21 protein-coding genes are annotated in these 25,628 nt (G+C 28.3%); 20 read left to right on the top strand and 1 reads right to left on the bottom strand.

Going from position 1 to position 25,628, the window contains the following annotated elements:
- Positions 1-170: 170 nt before the first annotated feature.
- The 6 genes from IC175_RS03875 (at position 171) to IC175_RS03850 (ending at position 6,087) form a co-directional block, all read left to right on the top strand.
- A complete protein-coding gene (locus tag IC175_RS03875; protein ID WP_227851127.1) occupies positions 171-1,382 on the top strand; it encodes a patatin-like phospholipase family protein in 1,212 nt (403 codons plus the stop codon).
- A 191-nt stretch (positions 1,383-1,573) separates the two neighbouring features.
- A complete protein-coding gene (locus IC175_RS03870; protein WP_003422895.1) occupies positions 1,574-1,834 on the top strand; it encodes an HPr family phosphocarrier protein in 261 nt (86 codons plus the stop codon).
- 261 nt (positions 1,835-2,095) lie between these two features.
- Positions 2,096-3,808, top strand: coding sequence for a phosphoenolpyruvate--protein phosphotransferase (gene ptsP / locus IC175_RS03865; protein ID WP_227846071.1), 1,713 nt, complete (start codon positions 2,096-2,098; stop codon positions 3,806-3,808).
- Between the two features lie 471 nt (positions 3,809-4,279).
- Positions 4,280-4,642 carry an IS200/IS605 family transposase gene (tnpA, locus tag IC175_RS03860; RefSeq protein WP_227835271.1) on the top strand — a complete coding sequence of 121 codons (363 nt, stop codon included), beginning with the start codon at positions 4,280-4,282 and terminating at the stop codon, positions 4,640-4,642.
- Positions 4,643-4,649: 7 nt separating this feature from the next.
- Positions 4,650-5,738 carry an IS200/IS605 family element RNA-guided endonuclease TnpB gene (gene tnpB, locus IC175_RS03855; RefSeq protein WP_227851126.1) on the top strand — a complete coding sequence of 363 codons (1,089 nt, stop codon included), beginning with the start codon at positions 4,650-4,652 and terminating at the stop codon, positions 5,736-5,738.
- A gap of 139 nt (positions 5,739-5,877) precedes the next feature.
- A complete protein-coding gene (locus tag IC175_RS03850; RefSeq protein WP_227851125.1) occupies positions 5,878-6,087 on the top strand; it encodes a hypothetical protein in 210 nt (69 codons plus the stop codon).
- 441 nt (positions 6,088-6,528) lie between these two features.
- Here the strand turns inward: IC175_RS03850 and IC175_RS03845 are convergent, their stop codons facing one another.
- Positions 6,529-7,194 carry a hypothetical protein gene (locus IC175_RS03845; RefSeq protein WP_227434480.1) on the bottom strand — a complete coding sequence of 222 codons (666 nt, stop codon included), beginning with the start codon at positions 7,192-7,194 and terminating at the stop codon, positions 6,529-6,531.
- A gap of 343 nt (positions 7,195-7,537) precedes the next feature.
- On the opposite strand from IC175_RS03845, the gene IC175_RS03840 reads away from it, so the two are divergent.
- The 14 genes from IC175_RS03840 to aspS all read left to right on the top strand — a co-directional run bounded on the left by IC175_RS03840 (position 7,538) and on the right by aspS (position 25,394).
- Positions 7,538-8,968, top strand: coding sequence for a DUF4116 domain-containing protein (locus IC175_RS03840; protein ID WP_227482131.1), 1,431 nt, complete (start codon positions 7,538-7,540; stop codon positions 8,966-8,968).
- A 305-nt stretch (positions 8,969-9,273) separates the two neighbouring features.
- Complete coding sequence (locus tag IC175_RS03835; RefSeq protein WP_227434482.1) at positions 9,274-9,882, top strand: accessory gene regulator ArgB-like protein; 609 nt, start codon at positions 9,274-9,276, stop codon at positions 9,880-9,882.
- 3 nt (positions 9,883-9,885) lie between these two features.
- A complete protein-coding gene (locus tag IC175_RS03830) occupies positions 9,886-10,032 on the top strand; it encodes a cyclic lactone autoinducer peptide (RefSeq protein ID WP_227851124.1) in 147 nt (48 codons plus the stop codon).
- A gap of 356 nt (positions 10,033-10,388) precedes the next feature.
- Positions 10,389-11,768: a thioether cross-link-forming SCIFF peptide maturase gene (scfB, locus tag IC175_RS03825; protein WP_227434484.1), complete on the top strand. Its 1,380-nt coding sequence runs from the start codon at positions 10,389-10,391 to the stop codon at positions 11,766-11,768.
- A gap of 28 nt (positions 11,769-11,796) precedes the next feature.
- Entirely contained in the window at positions 11,797-12,291 is a 495-nt protein-coding gene (locus IC175_RS03820; RefSeq protein ID WP_227824277.1) for a gamma carbonic anhydrase family protein, read from the top strand.
- Positions 12,292-12,592: 301 nt separating this feature from the next.
- On the top strand, positions 12,593-14,257 hold the full coding sequence (locus IC175_RS03815) for an ABC1 kinase family protein (protein WP_227824276.1): 1,665 nt from the start codon (positions 12,593-12,595) through the stop codon (positions 14,255-14,257).
- Positions 14,258-14,269: 12 nt separating this feature from the next.
- Entirely contained in the window at positions 14,270-16,720 is a 2,451-nt protein-coding gene (recJ, locus tag IC175_RS03810; RefSeq protein ID WP_227851123.1) for a single-stranded-DNA-specific exonuclease RecJ, read from the top strand.
- Between the two features lie 12 nt (positions 16,721-16,732).
- Positions 16,733-17,245, top strand: coding sequence for an adenine phosphoribosyltransferase (locus tag IC175_RS03805; protein WP_227434488.1), 513 nt, complete (start codon positions 16,733-16,735; stop codon positions 17,243-17,245).
- A gap of 73 nt (positions 17,246-17,318) precedes the next feature.
- On the top strand, positions 17,319-19,526 hold the full coding sequence (locus IC175_RS03800; RefSeq protein ID WP_227434489.1) for a RelA/SpoT family protein: 2,208 nt from the start codon (positions 17,319-17,321) through the stop codon (positions 19,524-19,526).
- Between the two features lie 24 nt (positions 19,527-19,550).
- Positions 19,551-20,000, top strand: coding sequence for a D-aminoacyl-tRNA deacylase (gene dtd / locus IC175_RS03795; protein ID WP_227434490.1), 450 nt, complete (start codon positions 19,551-19,553; stop codon positions 19,998-20,000).
- 14 nt (positions 20,001-20,014) lie between these two features.
- Positions 20,015-20,629 (top strand): MBL fold metallo-hydrolase, encoded by a 615-nt coding sequence (locus tag IC175_RS03790; RefSeq protein WP_227434491.1) that lies wholly within the window; start codon positions 20,015-20,017, stop codon positions 20,627-20,629.
- A 92-nt stretch (positions 20,630-20,721) separates the two neighbouring features.
- Positions 20,722-22,281 carry a coproporphyrinogen III oxidase gene (locus tag IC175_RS03785; RefSeq protein ID WP_227851122.1) on the top strand — a complete coding sequence of 520 codons (1,560 nt, stop codon included), beginning with the start codon at positions 20,722-20,724 and terminating at the stop codon, positions 22,279-22,281.
- Positions 22,271-23,533 carry a histidine--tRNA ligase gene (hisS, locus tag IC175_RS03780; protein ID WP_227434493.1) on the top strand — a complete coding sequence of 421 codons (1,263 nt, stop codon included), beginning with the start codon at positions 22,271-22,273 and terminating at the stop codon, positions 23,531-23,533. The genes IC175_RS03785 and hisS overlap by 11 nt, the downstream gene beginning before the upstream one ends.
- 73 nt (positions 23,534-23,606) lie before the next feature.
- A complete protein-coding gene (gene aspS / locus IC175_RS03775) occupies positions 23,607-25,394 on the top strand; it encodes an aspartate--tRNA ligase (protein WP_227434494.1) in 1,788 nt (595 codons plus the stop codon).
- Positions 25,395-25,628: the final 234 nt, after the last annotated feature.

Below are 25,628 nucleotides of genomic sequence, written 5' to 3'. Positions count from 1 at the left end.
AAAGTTAACCATATAAAAAATATTAAAAATATATACTTTTGAATATTTTTTTGATAAAATAAAAATAAATTTGTACAATTTTATTTTTCTCCAATAGCTAAAAGTAGTTTTTTGAATTAATATTTGCTGAGGAATATAAATTAGGAACGCTTTAAATAGTAGGTGATAATATGAAAGGATTAGTTTTAGAAGGTGGAGGAACAAAAGGAGCTTATCAAATAGGTGCGTATAAAGCTTTAAGAGAACTTGGTATAGAATTTCAAGGAGTAACAGGAACATCAATTGGGGCTTTGAATGGAGCATATATAATTCAAAACGATATTGAGGTAATGGAAGATATATGGCTAAACTATGATTATACTCATTTTATGAATATTGACAAAGAAAGCTATGAGAGATTTAAAAATGTAGATTTTACTACGAAAAATATCAATGCAGTTTTTGAACTTATAAATAAAGCCAGAAAAAATGAAGGTATAGATATAAGCCCATTAAGACACTTGATGGAAACTACATTAAATGAAGATATAATAAGAAAATCAAAAAAAGACTTTGGACTTGTTACGGTTTGGTGGGATAAAAAAATTAATCCTCATCCATTGTATATAGAAGATATGCCACAAGGTAGATTGGTTGATTATTTAATTGCTAGTTCTAGTTTGCCTATTTTCCAAACAAATGTAATGGATGATAAATTGTATTTGGATGGAATGTTTTGTGATAATATGCCAATAGGGCTTTTAGAAGATAAAGGATATGAAGATGTTGTTGTAATTAGGTTAATTGATGATTTTCTTGGAAAAATGAACCTAAATAAACATCAAAATATAAATATAAAAACCATAATACCATCAGAATATTTAGGCGGTTCTCTTAATAAAGATAGAGATAATGTAGAAAAAAATATTCGATTAGGATATTTAGATACTATGAAAGTTTATGAAAGATGCGATGGTATTAAGTATTACTTTGATGTAGAGTATAAGTATGATGAAGAGTATTGTTTTGATAGATTTAGAAGAATGAGTAATGAAACAATACAATGTATTTGTAACTTATTGAATATAAAAAGAGATGTTTCACTTAGAACTGTTATGGAAAATGTAATACCGAAGCTTGGTGAGACACTTGGTTTACCCAAAAATTTTTCATATAAAGATTTATTTTACTGTGTATATGAGAAAAAACTTGAAGAAAATAGTATAAATAGGGTAAAATTATATGATTTTAATAAGGTTATAGATGTTGTAAATACAAATATTGATTCTAATAAGAATTTAGCATCAAATTTTGAAATTAGACCTAAAATCAGTATCAAAAAGAACAAAAACACAAAATTATTGACAAATTGTATTATAAAAGACTTAAAAAGTCAAAGTTAAATAAAAAACAAAAAAAAATTTGTAATTATACTCGAAAAAAGTGTATATTAGTAGTATAATATTTTTGTAGCACTAGTGGGAACAAAAAATGACCATAGGACAAAAAAGTACCACTAAGTGCCATTAAAGTAAAAAATAGGAAAACAATTTTAAAAAATATAAAATGTTAGGTTTATAGGAGGATTTAAAAAATGGAAAAAGTAGTTAGTATCAAAAATGCAAGTGGATTACATGCTAGACCAGCAGGAATGTTTGTTAAGAAGGCTGCTGAGTTTAAATCAACAGTAGAAGTTGTGGCAAAAGACAAAACTGTAAATGCAAAATCAATCATGGGAATAATGAGTTTAGGTTTAGCTCAAGGAGAAGAATTAAAATTAGTTGTAAATGGAGAAGATGAAGAAGTAGCTTTAGCAGCAATGGTTGAATTAGTTGAAAGTGGATTTGGAGAGTAGATATAATAATTTCTAAAAATTTGGTATTTATAATCTAATCATTGCTTAGAGTAAAAGTAACAGAGAAACATTAAAAATATACAGACAAAAGTTTGTAAATATTTAGTTTCTTTGTTACTTTCATGTTTATTTAATCAGAAGATTAAGATTATTATTAATTGGGTATGAAAATATAAATATTTTAAATGATGAAATAAGTAAGATATTTTTAATTATAAATTTGGAATCAAAATAAAGAAGATATTTTTAGGAGGTAGGGTTATGGCTTACAAAGGAATAGGAGCTTCTCCTGGTATTGCTTTAGGGAAAGCGTTAGTAGTTGAGCATAGTGAGTTAGTAATTGAGAAAAAAACTATAGATAATGTTGAAGCGGAAGTTGCTAAATTAGAAAATGCAGTTGTAGTTTCTAAAGAAGAATTAATAAAAGTTAAGGAAAAAGCTTCTCAAGAATTAGGAGAAGAAGAGGCAGAAATATTTGAAGCACATTTATTAGTTTTAGAGGACCCAGAGTTAATTGGTTCTGCAATTGATAAAATCAAAACTGAAAATGTAAATGCAGAATATGCTTTAAATGAAATAAAAGAAATGTTTGTTAGTATGTTTGAGTCTATGGACAATGAATATATGAAAGAAAGAGCAGCAGACATAAAGGACGTTACAAATAGAATACTTAGACATATACTAGGAATCAAAGTTGTTGATTTATCTGCTTTAAGTGAAGAAGTAGTATTAATAGCACATGATTTAACTCCATCAGATACAGCAACTATGAACAAAAAAATGGTTTTAGGATTTTTAACTGACATAGGTGGAAGAACTTCTCATACAGCTATAATGTCTAGAACTTTAGAAATCGCTGCAATCGTTGGACTAAGTGATATAACTTCAAATGTTAAAGATGGAGATTTTGTAGTTTTCAATGGAGATACTGGTGAAGTAATCGTTAATCCAGATGAAGACACTATAAGCAAATACACTGAGTTAAAAGCTAAGTATGAAGAGGAAAGAAAAGCATTACAATTATTAAAAGGAAAGCAATCAGTAACTCTTGATGGGAAACACGTTGAATTAGCTGGTAATATAGGAACTCCTAATGATATAGAAGGTCTAATAAAGAATGATGCTGAAGGTGTTGGTCTTTATAGAACAGAATTTTTATATATGGATAGAGATTCTTTCCCAACTGAGGAAATACAATATGAAGCTTATAAAGCTGTATTAGAAGGAATGGAAGGTAAGCCTATAGTTATAAGAACATTAGATATAGGTGGAGATAAAGAGTTAAGTTACTTGACTATGGAACCTGAAATGAATCCATTTTTAGGTTACAGAGCAATAAGACTTTGTTTAGATAGAACAGATATATTTAAGACTCAATTAAGAGCTTTATATAGAGCAAGTGTTCATGGAAGATTGAGAATAATGTTCCCTATGATTTCATCTTTAGAAGAATTATTACAAGCTAAAGAAGTTGTAAAAGAAGTTTTAGCAGAACTTGATTCTGAAGGTATAGCTTATGCTAAAGATGTAGAAATCGGTATGATGATAGAAGTGCCATCTGCTGCTGTAATATCTGATATACTTGCTAAACATGTAGATTTCTTCTCAATAGGAACTAATGATTTAATACAATATACTTGTGCAGTTGATAGAATGAATCAAAAGATAAGCTATCTTTACAATCAATTTAATCCAGCTGTTTTAAGACTTATAAAGACAGTTATAGATAATGCACATAAAGAAGGTAAATGGGCAGGTATGTGTGGAGAATCTGCTGGAGACCAAAAAATGATACCAATACTTTTAGGTATGGGATTAGACGAGTTTTCTATGTCTCCAATATCAATACTTCCTGCTAGAAAATTAATAACTTCAGTTAAAGAAGCGGATATGAAAAAATTAGCTGATGAAGTACTTAATATGGGTACTGCGGAAGAAATAAAAAGATATATTGAAACAACTTTTAACATGTAATTTATAAAATATATAATATGTAATTTACAAACTTATATTATATAAAATATCCATGTAGATATGTTATAAATAATATGAATAACTCAATAAGTAAAGAAAAGCCATAGTTTATTTTATACGCTATGGCTTTTTTATTATTATAAATTAAAATTTATAATACCTTAATTATAGTTTGTGTTTTTTGTAGACTTATTTTTTAGGTAATTGCACCTGAATATGTATTAATGTTATGTGGATGTACTTTTGAAATATGGTAATATATATTAAGGGTGAATGGTTTAAAGAGTATATATTTAACCTCCTATGGCGAAATTCCTCTTCCTCGTCATAGGAGGTGGAGGATGGAAGCCTAACCGATAGGTTATTTATTTTACTTGATTTTCAAAAGATGTATTGTATTATAAAATCAGTAGTAAAAACTGAAAGGAAGTAACTACAATGAAATTAGATAGTAATAATCATTAAGTATTTTTGTTACACTATCACTTAGTTATGTGTATAAAATATAGAAGAAAAGTAATAGATAACTCTATATCAGATAGACTAAAAGATATATTTGTAGATATCTCCCCAAATTATGGAGTGGAGTTGCTAGAATGGAATCATGATATTGACCATGTGCACTTGTTATTCAAAGCAAAACCAAATACAGAGATATCTAAACTCCTAAATGCTTATAAATCAGCATCAAGTAGAAGAATAAAGAATGAATTTCCAAGTATTCGTAAGTCCTTATGGAAAGAATACTTTTGGAGCAAAAGTTATTGTCTAGTAACAACTGGTGGAGCTCCATTGGATGTTGTAAAACAATACATAGAAAATCAAGGAAAGTAGGGATAATATGTTAAGAGCATATAAATATAGATTATATCCAAATAGCGAACAAAAAGAATATTTTGCTAAAACTTTTGGATGTAGCAGACTTATATATAATCTTATGTTATCCGATAGGATTAAAGCATATGAGGAAAACAAGGACTTAGATATTAAAAAAATAAAATATCCTACACCTGCACATTACAAAAAGAAATATGAGTTCCTAAAAGAAGTTGATAGTTTAGCACTAGCAAATGAACAAATGAATTTAGATAAAGCCTATAAAAACTTTTTTAGAGATAAATCAGTAGGTTTTCCTAAATTCAAATCTAAGAAAATAAACTATCATAGTTATACTACTAACAACCAAAAAGGTACTGTAAGGATTGAAAATGGATATATAAAATTACCTAAACTAAAATCGATGGTTAGGATAAAACAACATAGAATGTTTGATGGAGAAATAAAGAGTTGTACTATATCGAGAACACCAGGTAATAGATATTATATTTCTATATTAGCAGAAACTGAAATAGAGAAACTAAAAACTATTGATAAGAAAATAGGTGTAGATGTTGGATTGAAAGAATTTGCAATATGTAGCGATGGATTTAGAGTAGATAATCCTAAACACTTTAGAAAATCAGAGAAAAGATTAACTAAACTACAAAAGGACTTATCAAGAAAACAAAAAGGAAGCAATAATAGATATAAAGCAAGATTGAAGGTAGCAAGGTTGCATCAAAAGATATCAGACCAAAGAGCAGATTTCCTAAATAAGTTATCAACTAAACTAATACACGAAAACCAAGTTATAGTTATTGAGGACTTGAAGGTAAAGAATATGGTGAAAAATCATAAGTTAGCGAAATCTATAAGCGAAGCAAGTTGGTCGGAGTTCAGAAGAATGTTAGAATATAAAGCTAATTGGTATGGTAGAGAAATAATAGTAGCAGATAAGAATTTCGCATCTAGTCAATTATGTTCTAAATGTGGATATAAAAATCCATTAGTGAAGAACTTAGGACTAAGAGAATGGGAATGTCCAGAGTGTGGAGCATTCCACGATAGAGATATCAATGCAAGTATCAATCTACTAAACTTAGCCATATAAATGGTAATCATAAGGGTTAGGAACTAGCCCAATAGCTTGGAGATACTGATAACAATAGTTATCTTGACAAAGAAGCCACCACTTCAAACATTACCGTAGGTAGTTAAGTGGATGGTAGTTCACTGATACTAGATTTGAAATGAATTTACCAGATTATATTAATAGCGATACAATTGTATATATAGAAAAAATGGATTTAGGAGAAGAAGAAAAAGATAAAAGAAGTTATAATGTAATATTTGCCAATGATGGGGTAGAAAAGGCTGGTGGAAAATTAGGTTTTTCTGACATTAATATTGATGTTATAAATGATGGTGGAGTGTGGAAAGTATCTGGATTTACGAAATAAATTTAAACTTAAAATTATTAATGTTAAAATTTGATATTGTATTGAAAAATAATTAAAAGTATTTAATAATAGAATTAAGGGTAAAATAAATTAAGAACTTAAGATATTGAATATGAATGTATAATTCTAATGTGATATCCAGATAAATCCTGAATTTAATTTGAGTTTTAATATATATGGTCTAAGGTTTGATTATTAAAGATTTAATTGTAAGTGTTACAGTTGATGATATTGATGTAGAGATTAAAGTTTAGAGTAGAAAGTGCACCTTAAATTTTAAAATGTAAATTTAAAAATGTAAGCTAGTACAATCTAAAAATTATAATCACTCAATAGATTCAGGGATTTATTTGTTTATTATAAATAAGTGGGAGTAGATTTTTCTACTCCCACTTTGTATATTATTATTTAATCAAAAATTATCACATTAAAATCCTAAGATTAGTTGATATTTCCTGCTTTATTAGCAAATAACTCCTTAATAACATTGTTTCTAGTAGCTAAATCTCCATTAGAATTATTTGTTTTTTTCATAATTACAGAATAACGCTTTTTATTTATAAAAAATATTAAAATCTTATCATCATCAAAGTTATATTCTTTGTATCTATCAATAGATTCATAACCTAAATTTAAGATGTTTTTATCTTTTATGCTATCTACATCCAAAACATATGATGGGTCAGCCTTTAGTAATATATTAATTAAACATTTTTCTTCACCAGCACAAAATAAATCAACCTTATTTGATATAGACTTAGATTGTTCTGAAGTTATTTTTACAGGAATAAGATTACTATTGCTATCTCTTAAAAGAGAACCATATGTGTCTTGTTGATATACTAAATTAACTTTTTTCTTAGGAACACTTACCATCTTATCCAAATGTACATAATGATGATTTTCAACAAAGCCTTCATTTAATATTTCAACAAAGTTGTCAATTTTACCTAAACAAAAAGATTCTATAGATTCTTTACAGAATTTATTTGTAAATGGTATAATGTTTACGTTTTCCTCGTCTATATTCCATGCTATAGCATAATCCAATGAATATACTTCTTCCTCTATATCTGCAAAATTATATTGTACTATGTTTCCTTTCAAAATTACTCAACCTCCATCTTATAATATATTTAATATACTTTATAAAACTTATATTATACTTAAATAATATCATAAATTAAATGAATATGATATAGTAAATGATGAAAAAATTGAAAAAAATAACTATAAATGAGTATTAAATATAAATAGTATATACTAATGGGATGAAAAATGTCCACTATTAACTTTATTACCCCGCATGTTTATAATTAAATTATTAATATAAAATAGAATCTATCGACAATGAATGGACTTTTAAAAGAACTTAATATAAAATTAATTAAATAAATACTTAAAAATGATTTACTTTAATGATAAAATCGTATTAAAGGAGGTTAATTTTATGGATATAAAAAATAAAATTAAATCTATGTTTTTGCCAGATAAAGATGACTATTTAGATGATGAAGAATTTGAGGATGATATAAAAATTAATGAGGATAATTCAGAAGAAGATAATAATGTACATTTAAATGACTTAAGCAGAGTGAAATATGACTATAGAGAATTAAAAGACATAGAAAATCAAACTGAAGAAATGTGTTTACTAGCAGTAAGGCAAGATGGTACAATAATAGAATTTGTAAAAGATAAGACTGATAGGGTGTGCATGGAGGCAGTAAAGCAGACTTATAAAGCTCTCAAATACATAACAAATCAAACCGAAGCTATATGTATAGAAGCTGTAAAACAGAATTATAGAGCCTTATATTACGTAAACGACAAGACAGAAAATATATTAATTGAAGCTATAAGAAGTGCATCAACTCATGATGTTATGGAAGTTTTTAGATTTGTTGAAGAGCAGACAGAAGAGGTATGTTTAGAATTAATAGAAAGGGCATCAAAAAATGATGTGGCAGAAATATTAAAGGATATAAAAGAACAGACTCCAACAATATGCTTAGAAGCAGTAAAAAAAGATGGAAAGTCTTTAGCTTATGTTAAGGAACAAAATAATAGTATATGTTTAGAAGCAGTAAAGGAAAACTACAGTGCATTGCCTTGTGTAGAAGAACAGACAGAAGAAATATGTATAGAAGCAGTAAAGCAAAATGATTTTGCCTTGTATTATGTAAATGAACAGACAGAAAAAATATGTATAGAAGCAGTAAGACGAAGTTATATGGCTCTTCAATATGTAAATAAGCAGACGGAAGAAATCTGTTTAGAGGCAGTAAGAAATGATGGAAGAGCACTACAATATGTAAAAGAGCAGACAGAGAATATTTGTTTAGAGGCAGTAAGACAAAATGGGAAAGTATTACAATATGTAAAGAAACAGACAGAAGAAATATGTATAGAAGCTATAAGGGGATCATTTAAAGATTTTGAAATAAAAGAAATATTGACCTATATAAAGATACTAACAGAAAAAGTATGTTTAGAGGCAGTAAAGCAAAATGGAAATATTCTTAAATATATAGAAGAGCAAACAGAATCAATGTGTATAGAGGCGGTAAAAGAAAATTACAGTGCTATACAATATGTAAAAGAGCAAACAGAAAAGGTTTGTTTGGAAGCAGTAAATCAAAGTTTTGAGGCACTTAAATATGTAAAAGAACAAACAGAGGATATTTGTTTAAGGGCAGTAAGACAAGATTATAGAATGATAAAATATGTTAAAAATCAAACAGAAAAGATATGTTTAGAAGCAGTAAAACAGAATTATAGAGCTTTGGAATATGTAGAAAATCAAACAGAAAAAGTTTGTTTAGAGGCAGTAAAACAGAATAGAAAAGCACTTCAATATGTAAAGCAAAAACAAAGTTAAACATATATATTACGAAAATAAAAGCAAAACTAAGGTATATCATAAAAATAAATATAAAATTAAGGATTTATAATAAAAATAAAAGCACATAACTTATATACTATAAGTTATGTGCTTTTATGCATATAAAGCTTAATAAAACTCTTTTATTATAACTTTTTTATTATATAAAAAATAACAAAATGATTATATAGGTCTTTTTTTGACCAGTTTTACAATTTCAATAACTAGTTTTGAAAAATATATTGAATTTTCTCAAAAAAGACGCTATTCTATATATGTAAAATTTTTTTCTGGAGGTAATAATGTTTAAGAGATATGCTGATAAAATGACATCTGTTTTAATTTATAACAACATGATAGATAACCATGAATCTAGGGTGTATTCTTATGGATTTGAAATATTAATTGCTTTTATAGTTAATATAACGACCATACTACTCTTAGGTTTTTTATTTGGGAAATTTACATATATATTATTTTTTTTAATATGTTACTGTCCAATAAGACAATTTTCTGGAGGGTATCATGCAAATAACTATTTTAGATGTCTATTAACCTTTATTTTTATAATCTTATCTACAATATTTATTATAGAAAATCTAAATGTATATTTATTTAAAAATATTATTATGATTATTGCTAGTATTAGTTGGATTGGAATTTGCATCATGTGTCCAGTAGAGCATAAAAGTAATCCTATAAGTGAGATAGAAAAGTTAACTTATAAAAAAATTGCTATATCTATGTCTACAGTAGTCTTGTTAATGACAGTTTCAAGTTTTTCATCAAATGTATTTATGGATTACTTTATATATAGTGCTTTTGCAATGTTTTGGATTTGTATAATGCTAGTATTAGGTAAGTTAAAATCTAAAAAGAATATAAGTAAAATGTGTACGAGGGAGAATTAAATTATGAAAAAGTTTATTGTGAAAATTATAAAGTGTGCTAGTTCATTAGCACTGAGTACTGCAATTTTGTCAGCAAATAGCACTTGTCCATGGATTATACATCAACCCAAGGTACCAAAAGAAATTAAGAATTTAAAAAAGATAAATTAAAAACAAGCAATTATTTATATGAAATAATTATAAGAAATATTATGGTTTAATAAATACAAAATAAGCAAATTATTTATATAGAATTATTATAAAAAGAACTTATTATACTTTTAATAAATATAAAATAAGTAATTAGATACAAAAATTTTATTTTATGAGTACATAATATACTTTATTTTGTAATGTATAAGTGTGCTAATTTAGGGGGATATAGTGTATCCATTGAAATGACTTACGAGTAGTAAGTCATTTTTGTATTGTATGTATTTTAAGCAAACTGTATGATATAATGAAGGGTAAAGTTTAATTAAAACAGTAAAAAACTTTAGTATAGATAGTAGTTTAGGAGGTAGGTTATGAGTATAATACATAAATTTTCTATGAATGGATATAATATCGTTTTAGATGTGAATGGAGGAGCTGTTCATGTATTAGATGATGTTGCATACGATTTATTAGATTTTTATAAAGAAAAAAGTAAAGAAGAAGTACTAGATATATTAAAATCTAAATATCAAGAAGAAAAAATAAATGAAGCATATGAAGAAATATTAAATTTAGAAAAAGAAGGTCTTTTATATACAGAAGATACATATCAATATCATCCAAGCTTTGTACATAGAGAGCCTGTAGTAAAAGCATTATGTTTAAATGTAGCACATGATTGTAATTTGAAATGTAAGTATTGCTTTGCAGCTCAAGGGGATTTTGGTGGAGAAAAAGAACTTATGAGTTTTGAAGTCGGTAAAGCAGCAATAGATTATTTGATTGCCAATTCTGGAAGTAGAAAAAACTTAGAGATAGATTTCTTTGGTGGAGAGCCTCTAATGAACTTTGAAGTTGTAAAGCAATTAGTTGAATATGGAAAAAGTATTGAAAAGGATTATAATAAAAATATAAGATTTACAATAACTACAAATGGTGTGCTGTTAAATGATGAAATTATAGATTATATAAATGAAAATATGCATAATGTAGTTTTAAGTTTAGATGGAAGAAAAGAAGTCAATGATAATATGAGACCAACTTTAAATGACAAAGGTAGTTATGATATTACATTGCCAAGATTTAAAAAACTTGTAGAAGGAAGAGCAAAAGATAAGTATTACTATATAAGAGGTACATTCACAAGAGATAACTTAGATTTTTCTAAAGATGTTATGCATTTTGCAGATTTAGGGTTTAAATTAACATCTGTAGAGCCAGTTGTTGGAGATGAAAGTAATCCATATGCACTTAGAGAGGAAGATTTACCAAAAATATTTGATGAATATGAAAAATTTGCGGTGGAGTATGCAGATAGACAGTTACAAGGAGATGGATTTAAATTTTTCCATTTTATGATAGATTTAAATCAAGGACCATGCGTAATAAAGAGAATAACTGGATGTGGTGCTGGAAATGAGTATCTTTCTGTAACACCAAGTGGAGACATATACCCATGTCATCAATTTGTTGGAAATGAAGAATTTAAAATGGCAAATATATTGGATAAAGAAATTGTACTTCCAGAAAAGTTAAAAAATACATTTAGAGAAGCTCATGTATATACTAAGGAAGAGTGTAAAAAATGTTGGAATAAGTTCTATTGTTCAGGTGGATGTCATGCAAATGCAATAAACTTCAACAATGATATATCAAAACCATATGAGTTGGGCTGTGAAATGCAAAGAAAGCGTACAGAATGTTCTATTATGATACAAGCAAAATTAATGTTAGAAGGAGCAAATAATTAAATTTATATCTTAAAGGAGTTGTTTATATATGATTAGAGATTATTTAGAAGATAAACCTTTAATTGATGAAAGTGTCTTTGTAGCAAAATCAGCAGATATAATTGGAAATGTTAAAATCGGTAAAGATTCAAGTGTATGGTACAATGCAGTAGTTAGAGGAGATGAAGGACCAATAACTATTGGAGAAAATACTAATATACAAGACTGTTCAATAGTACATGGAGATGAAAATACTGTAATTGGGAATAATGTAACAGTAGGGCATAGGTCAATAGTTCATGGTTGCAAAATTAGTGACAATGTTTTAATTGGAATGGGTTCAATAATACTAGATAATGCTGAAATAGGAGAATACACTTTAATAGGAGCAGGTACATTAATTACATCTAATAAAAAGTTTCCACCAGGAGTTTTAATAATGGGCTCTCCCGGAAAAGTAGTTAGAGAACTTACTGAAGAAGATAAAAAATATATTGATGAGTCATATCAATGGTATTTAGAAGCAGCACAAAATCAAAAATAACAATTAAAGAGTGGTTGTTTCAAAACATGCTTAAATTTGTTTTGAGGCAACCACTAATTTATTTTATTAGGTTAGTTGGTATTTTAATTTTGAGAAAGCAGTTGTTTAGAATAGGTATGAAATGTCAAAAATAAAAATTAACTGAGTTAAAGAAATTTAATAAAATTACTAGTATATGTGATAAAATTAAATATTAAAGAGGATATAAGATATTAGAGTATCAATTAGTAAAATAATGTCGTAGACAGAGATAAATTAAGGTGTAAGTTTTTGGGTATACCTATTCTAGGAGTGAAAAAATTTGAGAATAAGTTATAGGAATTTAAAGAGATATAGAGAAATTGGATATATTTTGATAAAGTATGGTTTTAGTTTTATTGTAGAAAGATTAAATATAGAGGGCATAGCATATAAAATACCACTATTTGACCCACCAGAAGAAATAAAAAACATGACAACTGGTGAGAGAATGAAAAGAGTCTTAGAAGAACTAGGACCTACATATGTAAAAATAGGTCAAATATTGAGTACAAGAAAAGACTTGTTAGACCAAGATATAATTGATGAAATATCAAAGCTTAGAGATGATGTAGAAAAATTTGATTCAAATATAGCCATTGAAATATTTAAAGAAGAAGTAGGCTTAAGCATAGAAGAAGTATTCTCAGAATTTAAAGAAGAACCAATAGCAGCAGCTTCAATTGGTCAAGTTTATGAAGGAATACTTAAAACAGGAGAAGAAGTGATTGTAAAAATTCAAAGGCCAAATATAGAGAAGATAATAAAATCTGACTTGGAGATTCTTAGAACTATTGCACATACATTAAAAGACTTAAAAAAAGATTTTAATTTAGATTTAGAGCAAATGATAGAAGAATTTCAAACTCAATTAATGAGAGAACTTGACTACAATTTTGAATCTATAAATGCAACTAAATTTTCTAGGATATTTAAAAATAGTGATGAAGTATATATACCAAAAGTATATTCAGAATATAACAGTAAGAGAATTTTAGTAATGGAGAAAGTTAATGGCACAAAGTTAAGTGATGTAGAAAAAATAAGAAAATTAGGTTACAATACAAAAACTATTGTCGAAATAGGTGTTAGGTCTTTTTTTATACAGGTATTGTCACATGGTTTTTTTCATGCAGACCCACATCCAGGTAATATATTTATAGTTGGCAGAAACAAGATAGCATATATAGACTTTGGAATGATTGGAATTATTGATAATAGAACTTTGAACCAATTAAATGAAATTGCATTAGCAGGTGTAGAAAAAAATGTTGATAAAATAATTTACTTATTAATAGAAATGGATGCATTAAATGGAGAAGCTGATGTTAAAGGTCTTAGACAGGATTTACTGTATCTAATACATTACTACTATGATATCTCTATAGAAAAGATAAATGTGACAGATATATTAAATGAATTGTTTAGATTTTTTAGACAGTATAAGATAATTATGCCTGCACAGTTTGTAACACTTGCAAAGACTATTATAACATTAGAGGGTACAAGTAGAACCTTGAATACAGATTTTTCTCTTGGCTCTATGGGAAAAGAGTTTATGAAGCATCATTATAAAAGTAAATTCAATCCTAAGAATGTAGTTTTAAATTCAAGACAAAATGTGGAAGAGATATTGCTTGATGTAAAAACTATTCCAAAACAGTTAAAAGCAATCTTAAGAAATGTAGAAAGAAATAATATAAAAATGCAAATTGAAGATGTTAAAATGACAAAATTAGAAATTTGTATAACAGAATTAACTTCTCAAATGTCATTAAGTTTAGTATTAGCATCCATCATAGTAGGTTCTTCACTTATAATTGCATCACCAAATATAGAAAATAATATATGGATAAAATTTACTGCTATAGCAGGGTTCTTTATTTCTTTTATAATAGGGCTATGCTTAGTTATAAGAAGTATTAGGTCAAAATACAAAAAAGATTAGGGGGAATTAAATTTGAAAAAATGGACACTGAAATATAAAGGGAAGATAGAGGAAAGTGAATTTAGCAAAAAACTTAATATTTCCCCGGAAATCTGCCAAATTTTAAAAAATAGAGGTATATATACTGAAAAAGATTCAGAAATATTCATGAATCCATCTTTAGACTATTTAAGAGACCCTTTATTAATGAAAGATATGCAAAAGGCTGTAGATAGAATAAAGTCAGCTATTGATAAAAAAGAAAAAATTTGGATTTATGGAGATTATGATGTTGATGGTGTATCTTCTACTTCTATTTTATGCTTATATTTTAATAGTATAGGATATCATGTGGATTACTATATTCCAAATAGACTAGAAGAAGGCTATGGTATAAATGAAGAGGCTATAAAGCTTATAAGCTCTAGGGGATGTGACTTGATTATAAGTGTTGATTGTGGAATTACATCAGTATCTGAGGTTAACCTAGCAAATAATTTGGGTATAGATGTTATAATAACAGACCATCATGAATGCCAAAATGAAATTCCCTCAGCTTTTGCAGTAATAAATCCAAAGCAAGAAGATTGTAACTATCCATTTGATGCATTATGTGGATGTGGTGTAGCATTTAAAATGATACAAGCACTTACTCCAAAAGAAGATTTTAAGACTAGCATGTATGATTATTTAGAAATAGTAACATTGGCAACTATTTGTGATATTGTTCCACTTGTGGATGAAAATAGAATAATTGTAAAAAATGGTTTAAAATTAATGAAAGAAGGCAAAAATATTGGATTAAGAGAGCTTATAAAAGTTTGTGGTGTAGAAAGTGAAAAAATAGGTTCTTCTCATATAGGCTTTGCAATTGGGCCTAGAATAAATGCATCAGGACGTTTAGGATATTCTTATTTGGGTGTTGAGTTATTTACTACTCAATCTAAAGATGAAGCTGTTGAAATAGCTAATATATTGGAAGAAAAAAATAATGAAAGACAGATGATTGAGGCTCAGATGTATCATGAAGCTGAGGAAATATTAAAGTCCAATAGTAGATATAATGAAGATAAAGTATTAGTTTTAGCTAAAGAAGGTTGGCAACATGGGATAATAGGAATTGTAGCATCTAAGTTGACTGAAAAATACTATAAGCCAACGATTCTTTTAGGTGTAGAAGATGGAGAAGCTACTGGTTCAGCAAGGTCAATAAAAGGATTTAATATATTTGAGGCTCTTGTAAAGTGCAAAGACTTAATGACTAGGTTTGGTGGACATGAGCAAGCAGCTGGATTGTCTTTAAATTCAGAAAATGTGGAAGCTTTGGCTAATGAAATAAATAAGTTTGCAGATTATAATTTGACTGAAGATGATATGATAGAAAATGTAAATGTTGAATTTGAACTACAAGAAAATGTAATAAGTTTAAATCTTGTGGAGGAATTACATAAGTTAGAACCATTTGGATTAAATAATCCTAATCCTAGATTTATAGTTAGGAACTATATTCTAAAAGACTTAAAAATCATAGGTAAAAATCAACAACATTTGAAATTAAGTATAGAAAATGAAAAGTGCTATGAATGTATAGGATTTAACATGAGTCATTTAAAATCATTATTCAAGGTAGGAGATAAAGTAGATGTATTGTTCCAACTAGATGAGAACAACTATATGGGAAATAGAAAAGTGCAGTTTCTACTTAAAGATATTAGATTAGCTCGACCTAAAAGTGCAAGTAATGACAAACTTTCGCTAAAATTAATGTCAAAAATAATACCAAAAGATTCACAAAGCTTGTATAATATATCTGAGTCTGGTTTTGAATTATTTGATGGAAATACAGATATAAATATATTTGATTATTTTGAAAAAGAGACATTGATAATATCTAATTCTATAAATGGATTCTATAGAGCAATATCAGATGTATCACTTATAGATTTGGATTTTAACATAAATTACAATATTATTGAAGATATTAACAAAAATACTGATAAATTAGAGCTTATATTTTCTCCTAATATTGATAAAATAGACTTAAAAAGATATAATAATATTATTCTTTATGATTATTTATACAATAAAGGCGAATATTCGTATATATATGAGAATAAAAGAGAAGAAAGTGAAATTATAAAATATTATAATGAAACAGACCTATTATATTTAAAGAATGTAGTTAGTAATATAGTTCCATCAAGAGATGAATTTATAACAATTTATAAACAAGCACTTATAAAAAAAGAAATTGATTTGGATATGGTAAATATAAAGGGAACTTTTAATGTAATTCCATTAAAGTTTTTTACGATATTGAATGTGTTTAGAGAATTAAATTTACTTGACTTTAATTTAAATTATGAAAAAAATTCTGTACTCATAAGAATATTGCCAAAACCACAGAAAAAATTAGACTTAAATGAGAGTTTAATACTCAATAATTTAAAAAAATTAGAAAAACAATACAATAGCAGTTATTAGGAGGCGTTTCCCATGGATTTAAAAAACTTTATAAGGAATATTGATGATTTCCCAAAGCCAGGTATAGATTTTAAAGATGTTACAACTCTATTTAAAGACGGCGAGGCATTTAAATATGCAGTAGATTCTATGGCTGAAGAATTGAAAAGCAAGGGTGTGGATTTAGTAGTAGGTCCAGAAGCAAGAGGATTTTTGATGGGTACACCTGTAGCATATGCACTAGGAGTAGGATTTGTTCCAATTAGAAAACCTGGAAAGTTACCAGGAGAAGTTGAGAGTTATGAGTATGGATTAGAGTATGGTACGGATACTTTAGAAATACATAAAGATGCAATTAAAAAAGGTCAAAAAGTGGCAATAGTAGACGATTTATTGGCTACTGGTGGAACTATGGAAGCTGCTGCTAAGCTTGTAGAAAAATTAGGTGGAGAAGTAGTTTCTATGCAATTTTTAATTGAGCTAGAATTCTTAAATGGGAGAGAAAAGTTATCTAACTATGATGTTAATTCTCTTATAAAATACTAGTACTTTTACAATAGTTGGTATAGCACCAACTATTTTCATATATATTAAAATTTTATACAAAATAGGTGGTTATATGCATGATAAAGAATTACAAGAAATAATTGAAAAGATAAAAGTTTATGCACCTAATGCAAATTTTGAAAAGGTTGAAAAAGCCTACAATCTTGCAAAAAAAGCGCATGATGGACAATATAGAAAATCTGGGGAACCATACTTTATTCATCCATTGGCAGTGGCAAATATTTTAATAGAGATGGAATTAGATATTGAAACTATAACAGCAGGTTTGCTTCACGATGTTGTAGAAGATACAGAATATACCTATGAAGACATAACAAAAGAATTTGGAAAAGAAGTAGCGGATTTAGTTGATGGAGTAACAAAACTTGGTCAGATAAAATATCGTTCAAAAGAAGAAACTCAATCTGAAAATTTAAGAAAAATGTTTCTAGCAATGGCAAAAGATATAAGGGTTATACTTATAAAGCTTGCTGATAGATTGCATAATATGAGAACGTTAAAATACATGCCTCCAGAAAAAGCAAAGTATAAAGCAAAAGAAACTTTAGAGATTTATGGAGGTATAGCCCACAGATTAGGTATATCTAAGATAAAGTGGGAATTAGAAGACAGAGCATTAAGGTTTATGGACCCAGAAGGGTACTATGAATTAGTTGATAGAGTGTCAATGAAGAGAAGTCAAAGAGAAGACTATATACAAGGGATTGTTGAGCTTCTTAAAGATAAGTTTAAAGATTTAAGTATACCATGTGATGTATATGGTAGACCGAAGCATTTTTACAGTATTTATAGAAAGATGCAGAAAAAACACAAGACTTTTGAAGAAATTTTTGATTTAACGGCTGTAAGAATACTGGTAGATAATGTAAAAGACTGTTATGCTGTACTTGGTATAGTTCATACATTATGGAGACCTATCCCAGGCAGATTTAAAGACTATATAGCAATGCCAAAGCCAAATATGTACCAATCATTACACACTACTGTTGTAGGGCCTGATGGAGAGCCTTTAGAGATACAAATAAGGACTCATGAAATGCATAATATAGCAGAAAATGGTATTGCAGCACACTGGAAATATAAAGAAGGTATTTCTGGCAAAGAAGTAAAAGTTGAAGAAAAACTTCAGTGGTTAAGACAAATGATGGAGTGGGAAAAAGATTTAAAAGACCCACAAGAATTTATGGATGCACTTAAAGAAGATGTATTTAATAGTCAGGTTTATGTATTTACTCCACGAGGAGATGTAATTGAATTACCAGCAGAATCAACTCCTATAGATTTTGCCTATAGAGTCCATACAAATGTAGGAAATAAATGTGTTGGAGCAAAAATTGATGGAAGAATAGTACCTATTGATTATAAGCTTCAAAATGGTAACATTGTTGAAGTACTTACATCATCTAATTCTAATGGTCCAAGTAGAGACTGGCTTAACATAGTAAAAACACCAAATGCAAAAAGTAGAATTAGACAATTTTTCAAAAAAGAAAGAAGAGAAGAAAATGTTGACCGTGGGAATACCATATTAGAAAGAGAGTTTAAGAAACATGATATACCACAGAAAGACCCTCTTGTTGAAAAATACATGGCATTAGTTGCCAAGAAGTTTAATCAGCCAAGTGTTGAAGACTTAGTTGCCACTGTGGGTTATGGTGGTATAATGTCATCTCAAGTTGTATCTAAAGTAAAAGACTTGTATTTAAAAGAAATTAAAAAAGTAAAAAAAGAACAACAGATGCAAGAAGAAGATTTAAATAAACACAATATGAGCGAAACAGAATACAGCAAAAAGAGAAAGAAAAATTCATCACAAGGTATTGTAGTAAAAGGACTTGATAATATCTTAGTAAGGTTTGCTAAATGTTGTAATCCACTTCCAGGAGATGAGATTGTAGGATATATCACTAAAGGTAGAGGTGTAGCTATACACAGAGCGGATTGCCCAAATGCAAATAACAATGGAGACTTCTTCCAAAATAGATTAGTGGAAGTGTCATGGAGTTCAGCAGGTAAAGGCAAGTTTGAAGCAGAGATTCAAATAAAGGCTGTCGACAGAAGAGGAATTGTTAATGAAATAACTCATATTGTTGCAATGGATAAACTTAGCTTAAATGGAATAAATGCAAGAAAAGGAAAAGATAGTATTGTAAGTATAAATCTACTTGTAGAAGTTAATGACACTGAGGAATTGAAAATTCTAATGAAAAAATTAAAAGCAATTCCTGGTGTAGAAAGTATTTATAGAATGACAAATTAGAGTTAAAATAATAGGGAGGAAAATATGAGAGCAGTAGTACAAAGAGTATCTTCATCTAAAGTTACAGTAGATGAAAACATTATAGGTCAAGTAAATAAGGGGTTACTAGTACTGTTGGGAGTGACTCATGATGATAAATCAAGTGATGTAGACTACATGATTGATAAAATATTAAACCTAAGAATTTTTGAAGATGAAAATGATAAGATGAATTTATCTCTAATGGACATAGGTGGAGAACTTTTAGTAGTATCTCAATTTACTTTATATGGAGACTGTAGAAAAGGAAGAAGACCTGGATTTAGTAACGCAGCTAGACCAGAACTTGCAAATGATTTGTATGAAGAATTTGTAAAAAAAGCCAAAGATAAAGGTGTAACAGTAGGTACAGGTCAATTTGCAGCTCATATGATGGTAGAATTAACTAATGATGGACCAGTAACAATACTATTAGACTCAAGTAAATCTTTTTAAGGGGGAAAACTTTAATGGTTATAAAAAAATTTGTAGACAGTTATTTTGGAGTAAACACTTATGTGTTAGGTGATGAAAAAACTAAAAAATGTGCAGTTATAGACCCAGGAGGAAGTTTAGTAGATACATTAAGCTTTGTCAAAGAAAATGGATTGAATGTTGAATATATAATTCTTACTCATGGACATGGTGACCATATAGGGTATGTTAAAGATATTAAAGATAAGACTGGTGCTAAGGTAGTTGCACATACTGATGAAAAAGAATTATTAAATGATAAAAATAAAAACTTAAGTTACACAATGAGATGTGGCGCACAAGAATTTGATGCAGATATATATGTAAATGATAAAGATAAAATGGAACTTGGTGAATTAAAAATGACTTTCTTGCATACACCAGGTCATACACAAGGATGTATGTGTATAAGAGTTGAAGATGACATGTTCACAGGAGATACTTTGTTTGCTGGAAGTATTGGTAGAACTGATTTATATAGTGGAGATTTCCACCAAATGGAGAAATCACTTAAAAAATTATGTAAATATGAAGATGCTGTTAGAGTATATCCTGGTCATGGGCCAACTAGTACTCTAGGTGTTGAAAAGAAGACAAATCCTTACATGTAATTTTATATTAATATTTAAAAATAGTATCAAATATTTAATAAATGTATCAGTGATGGGGTTCTTCTAGTGTTTAAATAGAAGGAGTTAAGTTGATGTTGGATGTTTTTTTAAAAGGACATGATTATAAGTATGAAGTAGCAGAACTTATAAAATTGTTTACTAGTGAATTTAAATTTAATGACTTTGCTGATTGTAGCAATAGTATAGAGTCAAGATATTTAATAAATAGATTGATTTGTGAAAATGATACTTTACTTTCAATTACTGAATATTATGAAGGTGGTAACTTAAAGTATGAATCAATACAAAATATCAAAGATATAAATACGGAGTTTTTAAATGGATTTTGTAATAATAATACGATTGAAGAGTTTTTAGATAGACTAGACAGTGAAAGTAAGAGAAAGATTAGAAAATTATGCAAAGAAAGTATTAAAAAAAGTATGTTTATAGTACTTAAACAAATATTTAATTCTTATGTTCCATGGGGCATTTTGACTGGTATCAGACCAGTCAAAATTGTCCACAATCTGATGGATGAAAAACTAGATGATGATAGTATAAGAACTATTCTAAAAGAGAACTATTTTATAATGGATGAGAAAATAGATTTAGCTCTTGAAATAGCTAAAAGAGAACGCTTATTTATGTATCCGATAGACAAAAATAAAATTTCTCTTTATGTAAGTATTCCATTCTGCCCAACTAGATGTGTATACTGTTCATTTCCTTCAAACTCGTTAAAGCAATTTGGCCATTTAAAAAGAGAATATATCTATAAATTGATTGAAGAAATTAAAGGGTTTTCCAAAGTTATTGAGGATACTAATAAAGAAATTGAAACTCTATATATCGGTGGTGGAACTCCTACTACATTGGATGAGGAAGAATTGGATTTACTTATAAGTGCTCTCTTTAGAGAATTGGACTTAAGCAAAATTAAAGAATTTACGGTAGAAGCAGGTAGACCAGATACTATTACCAAAGAAAAATTAAGTGTATTAAAAAAACACAATGTAAGTAGAATTAGTATAAATCCTCAAACTATGAATGATGATACTTTAGTTAAAATTGGAAGAGAACATAAAGTTTCTGATTTAGTAGAATGTTTTAATATGGCTCGAAATATGGGATTTGACAATATAAATATGGATATAATTTTAGGTCTTATAGATGAAGACTTAGACATGGTAAGAAATACATTAGAGGAAATAAAAAAGCTTTCTCCTGAAAGTCTTACAGTTCATACATTAGCTATAAAAAGAGCTTCTAACCTAAATATAAATATGGATAAGTACAAAGAACATTTAACTCAGTATGAAGAAATGATAAAAATGATAGATTTATCAATGAAATATGCCAAGGATATGGGACTTAATCCATATTATATGTACAGACAAAAACATATGCTAGGTAACTTAGAAAATATAGGTTATGCTAAAGAAGGATATGAGTGTATTTACAATATACAAATTATGGAGGAAAAACAAAGCAACTATGCCTTGGGTGCAGGTGCTATATCAAAATTTGTCTATGTAGATGAAGATAGAATTGAAAGAGTAGAAAATGTAAAGAATGTTGAACAATACATTGATAGAGTAGATGAAATGATAAAAAGGAAGAAAGAAGAGGTATATAAAAATGTTGACTAAAGCTCCTAGAGGAACTAAAGACATAACTCCAAAAGAGGCTTATAAATGGCGTTATGTAGAAAATAAATTTAGAGAAATATGTGCTTTATATGGGTATGAGGAAATGGTAACTCCTATATTTGAACATACAGAACTTTTTAAGAGAAGTGTTGGAGATACTACAGATATAGTTCAAAAAGAAATGTATTCTTTTAAAGATAAAGGGGATAGAGAAATTACTCTAAAGCCAGAAGGTACAGCTGGTGTAGTAAGAGCATTTATAGAGAATAAATTATATGCAGATACTCAACCAACAAAATTATTTTATGTTACACCTTGTTTTAGATACGAAAGACCACAAGCTGGTAGACAGAGACAATTTCATCAATTTGGTATAGAAGCACTTGGAAGTGATACTCCTTCAATGGATGCTGAAATAATAGCACTAGCTGTTCAATTTTTTAATGAAGTTGGATTAAATGATTTGGTAGTGAGTATAAATTCAGTGGGTTGTCCAGTTTGTAGAAAAGAGTACAATGCTTTATTAAAAGAATATCTTGATTCAAAAGCAGATATATTATGTGAAACTTGTAATGAGAGAAGAGAAAAAAATCCAATGAGGGTTATAGACTGTAAAAACCCTACATGTAAAGAAAATATCAAAGATATACCATTTATTGCAGACCATTTGTGTGATGATTGTAAAGTTCACTTTGATAAACTTCAAGAATACTTAAAGGAAATGAATATAAACTTTGTAATTGATAAAACAATAGTTAGAGGGTTAGATTACTATAGAAAAACTGCTTTTGAAATTATATCTAATGATATAGGTGCTCAAAGTACTGTATGTGGTGGAGGCAGATATGATGGTCTTGTTGAACAACTAGGTGGTCCAAAAGGTATAAGTGGAATTGGATTTGGACTAGGGATTGAAAGACTTTTACTTACACTTGAAGGTAATGGAATTGAAATAGAAAACCCTCAATCTACAGACATATTTATAGTAACTATAGGTGAAGAAGCAAATACAAGAAGCTTTAAATTGTTGAAAGATTTAAGACAAAATCATATAAGTGCGGATAAAGACCATATAGAAAGAAGTGTAAAAGCACAATTTAAGTATTCAGATAAAATAAATTCAAAATTTACAATAGTAATTGGTGATGACGAGCTAAAAAATGACACTGCAACATTAAAAAATATGAAAACATCAGAGCAAACTACTGTAAAATTAAGTACATTAGTTGAAGAATTAAAGCAAAAGCTGTAAAATAAGAAAGTATGATGTTTTGTGTATTAGATAAATATATAGCATTAAAATTAAATAAAATGGAGGTAGTATCTTGGAAACTTTAAAGGGTTTAAAGAGAACTCACTACTGTGGAGAGTTGAGAGAAAAAAACATAAATGAAGAAGTTGTACTTATGGGATGGGTACAGAAAAAAAGAAACTTAGGAGGACTTGTATTTGTTGATTTAAGAGATACAAGTGGATTATGCCAAATAGTTTTTGATACAGATGTAGATAAAGAAGCTTTTGAAAAAGCTGAAAAATTAGGTGCTGAGTTTGTAATAGCAGTAAAAGGAAAAGTATGCGAAAGACAGTCTAAAAACCCTAACATGCCAACTGGGGACATAGAGATATTTGCAACTGAACTTAGACTTTTAAATAAATCAGAAACTCCACCTATTTATATAAAAGATGATGATGATGTTTCAGAAGCACTAAGACTAAAATATAGATACTTAGACTTGAGAAAATCATCTATGCAAAGAAATTTAAAGTTAAGACATAAAGTAATGAATATTACAAGAAATTACTTATCAAATAATAGATTTTGTGAAATAGAAACACCATTTTTAATTGCTCCAACACCAGAAGGAGCAAGGGATTATCTTGTACCAAGTAGAGTTAATCCAGGTAAATTTTATGCATTACCACAATCACCACAATTATACAAACAATTATTAATGGTAAGTGGTATGGATAGATATTTCCAAATAGTTAAGTGTTTTAGAGATGAAGACCTAAGAGCTGATAGACAACCAGAATTTACACAAATAGACTGTGAAATGTCTTTTGTTGAACAAGAAGATGTTATGAGTATGATTGAAGGATTACTTGAAGTTATATTTAAAGAAGTTTTAAATGTAGAATTGACACTTCCACTTCCTAAAATGACTTATGCAGAAGCTATGGCTAGATATGGTTCAGACAAACCAGACACTAGATTTGGTTATGAACTAACAGATATATCTGATGTCGTTTGTAATTGTGGATTTAAGGTGTTTGCTGATGCTACACAACCAGGAAAAAGCGTTAGAGGTATAAATGTAAAAGGAAAAGCTGACGATTTTACTAGAAAACAAATATCATCATTAGAAGAACATGCTAAAACATATAGAGCAAAAGGGCTTGCTTGGATGAAAGTAGGTCAAGATGGAGTAACTTCTCCAATAGCAAAATTCTTTAGCGAAGATGAAATGAATGCTATACTTACAAGAATGAATGCAGAAGCAGGAGATTTACTTTTATTTGTAGCTGATAAAAACTCAGTAGTATTTGATGCTTTAGGACAAGTTAGACTTGAAGTGGCAAATAGACTTAATATATTAGATAAGAATGTATATAATTTATTATGGGTAACTGAATTCCCTGTTTTTGAAGAAGATGAAGAAACAGGTAAGTTTGCAGCAATGCATCACCCATTTACATCACCTATGGATGAAGATTTAGATAAACTAGAAGATGGAGATAAAGCATCTTTAAGAGCTAAAGCTTATGACATTGTATTAAATGGATATGAAATAGGTGGAGGAAGTGTTAGAATATCAAATTCAGATGTTCAATCAAGAATGTTTAAGGCACTTGGGTTTACAGAAGAAAGAGCTAATGAGAAGTTTGGTTACTTATTAGAAGCATTCAAATATGGAACTCCTCCTCATGCTGGTCTAGCTTTTGGGCTTGATAGACTTGTTATGTTGCTTGCAGGAGCTGAAAATATAAGAGAAGTTATTGCATTCCCTAAAAATCAAAATGCTGTTTGTCCTATGACAAATGCTCCTACAGTAGCAGATGATGAGCAATTGGATGAATTAAGTATAAAAGTTGATATAAAAGATAAAGAATAATATATGAATAAGAAATAATATATAAAAGACTGTCGCACTAAAAATAGGGTGACGTCTTTTTTTTGTACTATTTAAAGTAATAATTGTCAATTAAAAGTAACATTAATTATTATTTACACAATTCTAAAAAAGAATTCTGTTAGATTAATAATCCAAACTATCCCTACCTGATACTACAAACAATAAAATACTATATTAGACAAAAAAATTAAAAAATTACCAAATTAAAAATTA

The organism is Clostridioides sp. ES-S-0123-01, assembly GCF_020658415.1.
Lineage (GTDB): Bacteria > Bacillota > Clostridia > Peptostreptococcales > Peptostreptococcaceae > Clostridioides.
This window is presented reverse-complemented; position numbering and strand designations above follow the sequence as displayed.

What these genes read in the sequence shown, in the direction of transcription:
- IC175_RS03875 (WP_227851127.1), top strand. Translation starts at nt 171, where the DNA reads ATGAAAGGATTAGTTTTAGAAGGTGGAGGAACAAAAGGAGCTTATCAA.
- IC175_RS03870 (WP_003422895.1), top strand. Translation starts at nt 1,574, where the DNA reads ATGGAAAAAGTAGTTAGTATCAAAAATGCAAGTGGATTACATGCTAGA.
- ptsP (WP_227846071.1), top strand. Translation starts at nt 2,096, where the DNA reads ATGGCTTACAAAGGAATAGGAGCTTCTCCTGGTATTGCTTTAGGGAAA.
- tnpB (WP_227851126.1), top strand. Translation starts at nt 4,650, where the DNA reads ATGTTAAGAGCATATAAATATAGATTATATCCAAATAGCGAACAAAAA.
- IC175_RS03850 (WP_227851125.1), top strand. Translation starts at nt 5,878, where the DNA reads ATGAATTTACCAGATTATATTAATAGCGATACAATTGTATATATAGAA.
- IC175_RS03840 (WP_227482131.1), top strand. Translation starts at nt 7,538, where the DNA reads ATGGATATAAAAAATAAAATTAAATCTATGTTTTTGCCAGATAAAGAT.
- IC175_RS03835 (WP_227434482.1), top strand. Translation starts at nt 9,274, where the DNA reads ATGTTTAAGAGATATGCTGATAAAATGACATCTGTTTTAATTTATAAC.
- IC175_RS03830 (WP_227851124.1), top strand. Translation starts at nt 9,886, where the DNA reads ATGAAAAAGTTTATTGTGAAAATTATAAAGTGTGCTAGTTCATTAGCA.
- scfB (WP_227434484.1), top strand. Translation starts at nt 10,389, where the DNA reads ATGAGTATAATACATAAATTTTCTATGAATGGATATAATATCGTTTTA.
- IC175_RS03820 (WP_227824277.1), top strand. Translation starts at nt 11,797, where the DNA reads ATGATTAGAGATTATTTAGAAGATAAACCTTTAATTGATGAAAGTGTC.
- IC175_RS03805 (WP_227434488.1), top strand. Translation starts at nt 16,733, where the DNA reads ATGGATTTAAAAAACTTTATAAGGAATATTGATGATTTCCCAAAGCCA.
- IC175_RS03800 (WP_227434489.1), top strand. Translation starts at nt 17,319, where the DNA reads ATGCATGATAAAGAATTACAAGAAATAATTGAAAAGATAAAAGTTTAT.
- dtd (WP_227434490.1), top strand. Translation starts at nt 19,551, where the DNA reads ATGAGAGCAGTAGTACAAAGAGTATCTTCATCTAAAGTTACAGTAGAT.
- IC175_RS03790 (WP_227434491.1), top strand. Translation starts at nt 20,015, where the DNA reads ATGGTTATAAAAAAATTTGTAGACAGTTATTTTGGAGTAAACACTTAT.
- IC175_RS03785 (WP_227851122.1), top strand. Translation starts at nt 20,722, where the DNA reads ATGTTGGATGTTTTTTTAAAAGGACATGATTATAAGTATGAAGTAGCA.
- hisS (WP_227434493.1), top strand. Translation starts at nt 22,271, where the DNA reads ATGTTGACTAAAGCTCCTAGAGGAACTAAAGACATAACTCCAAAAGAG.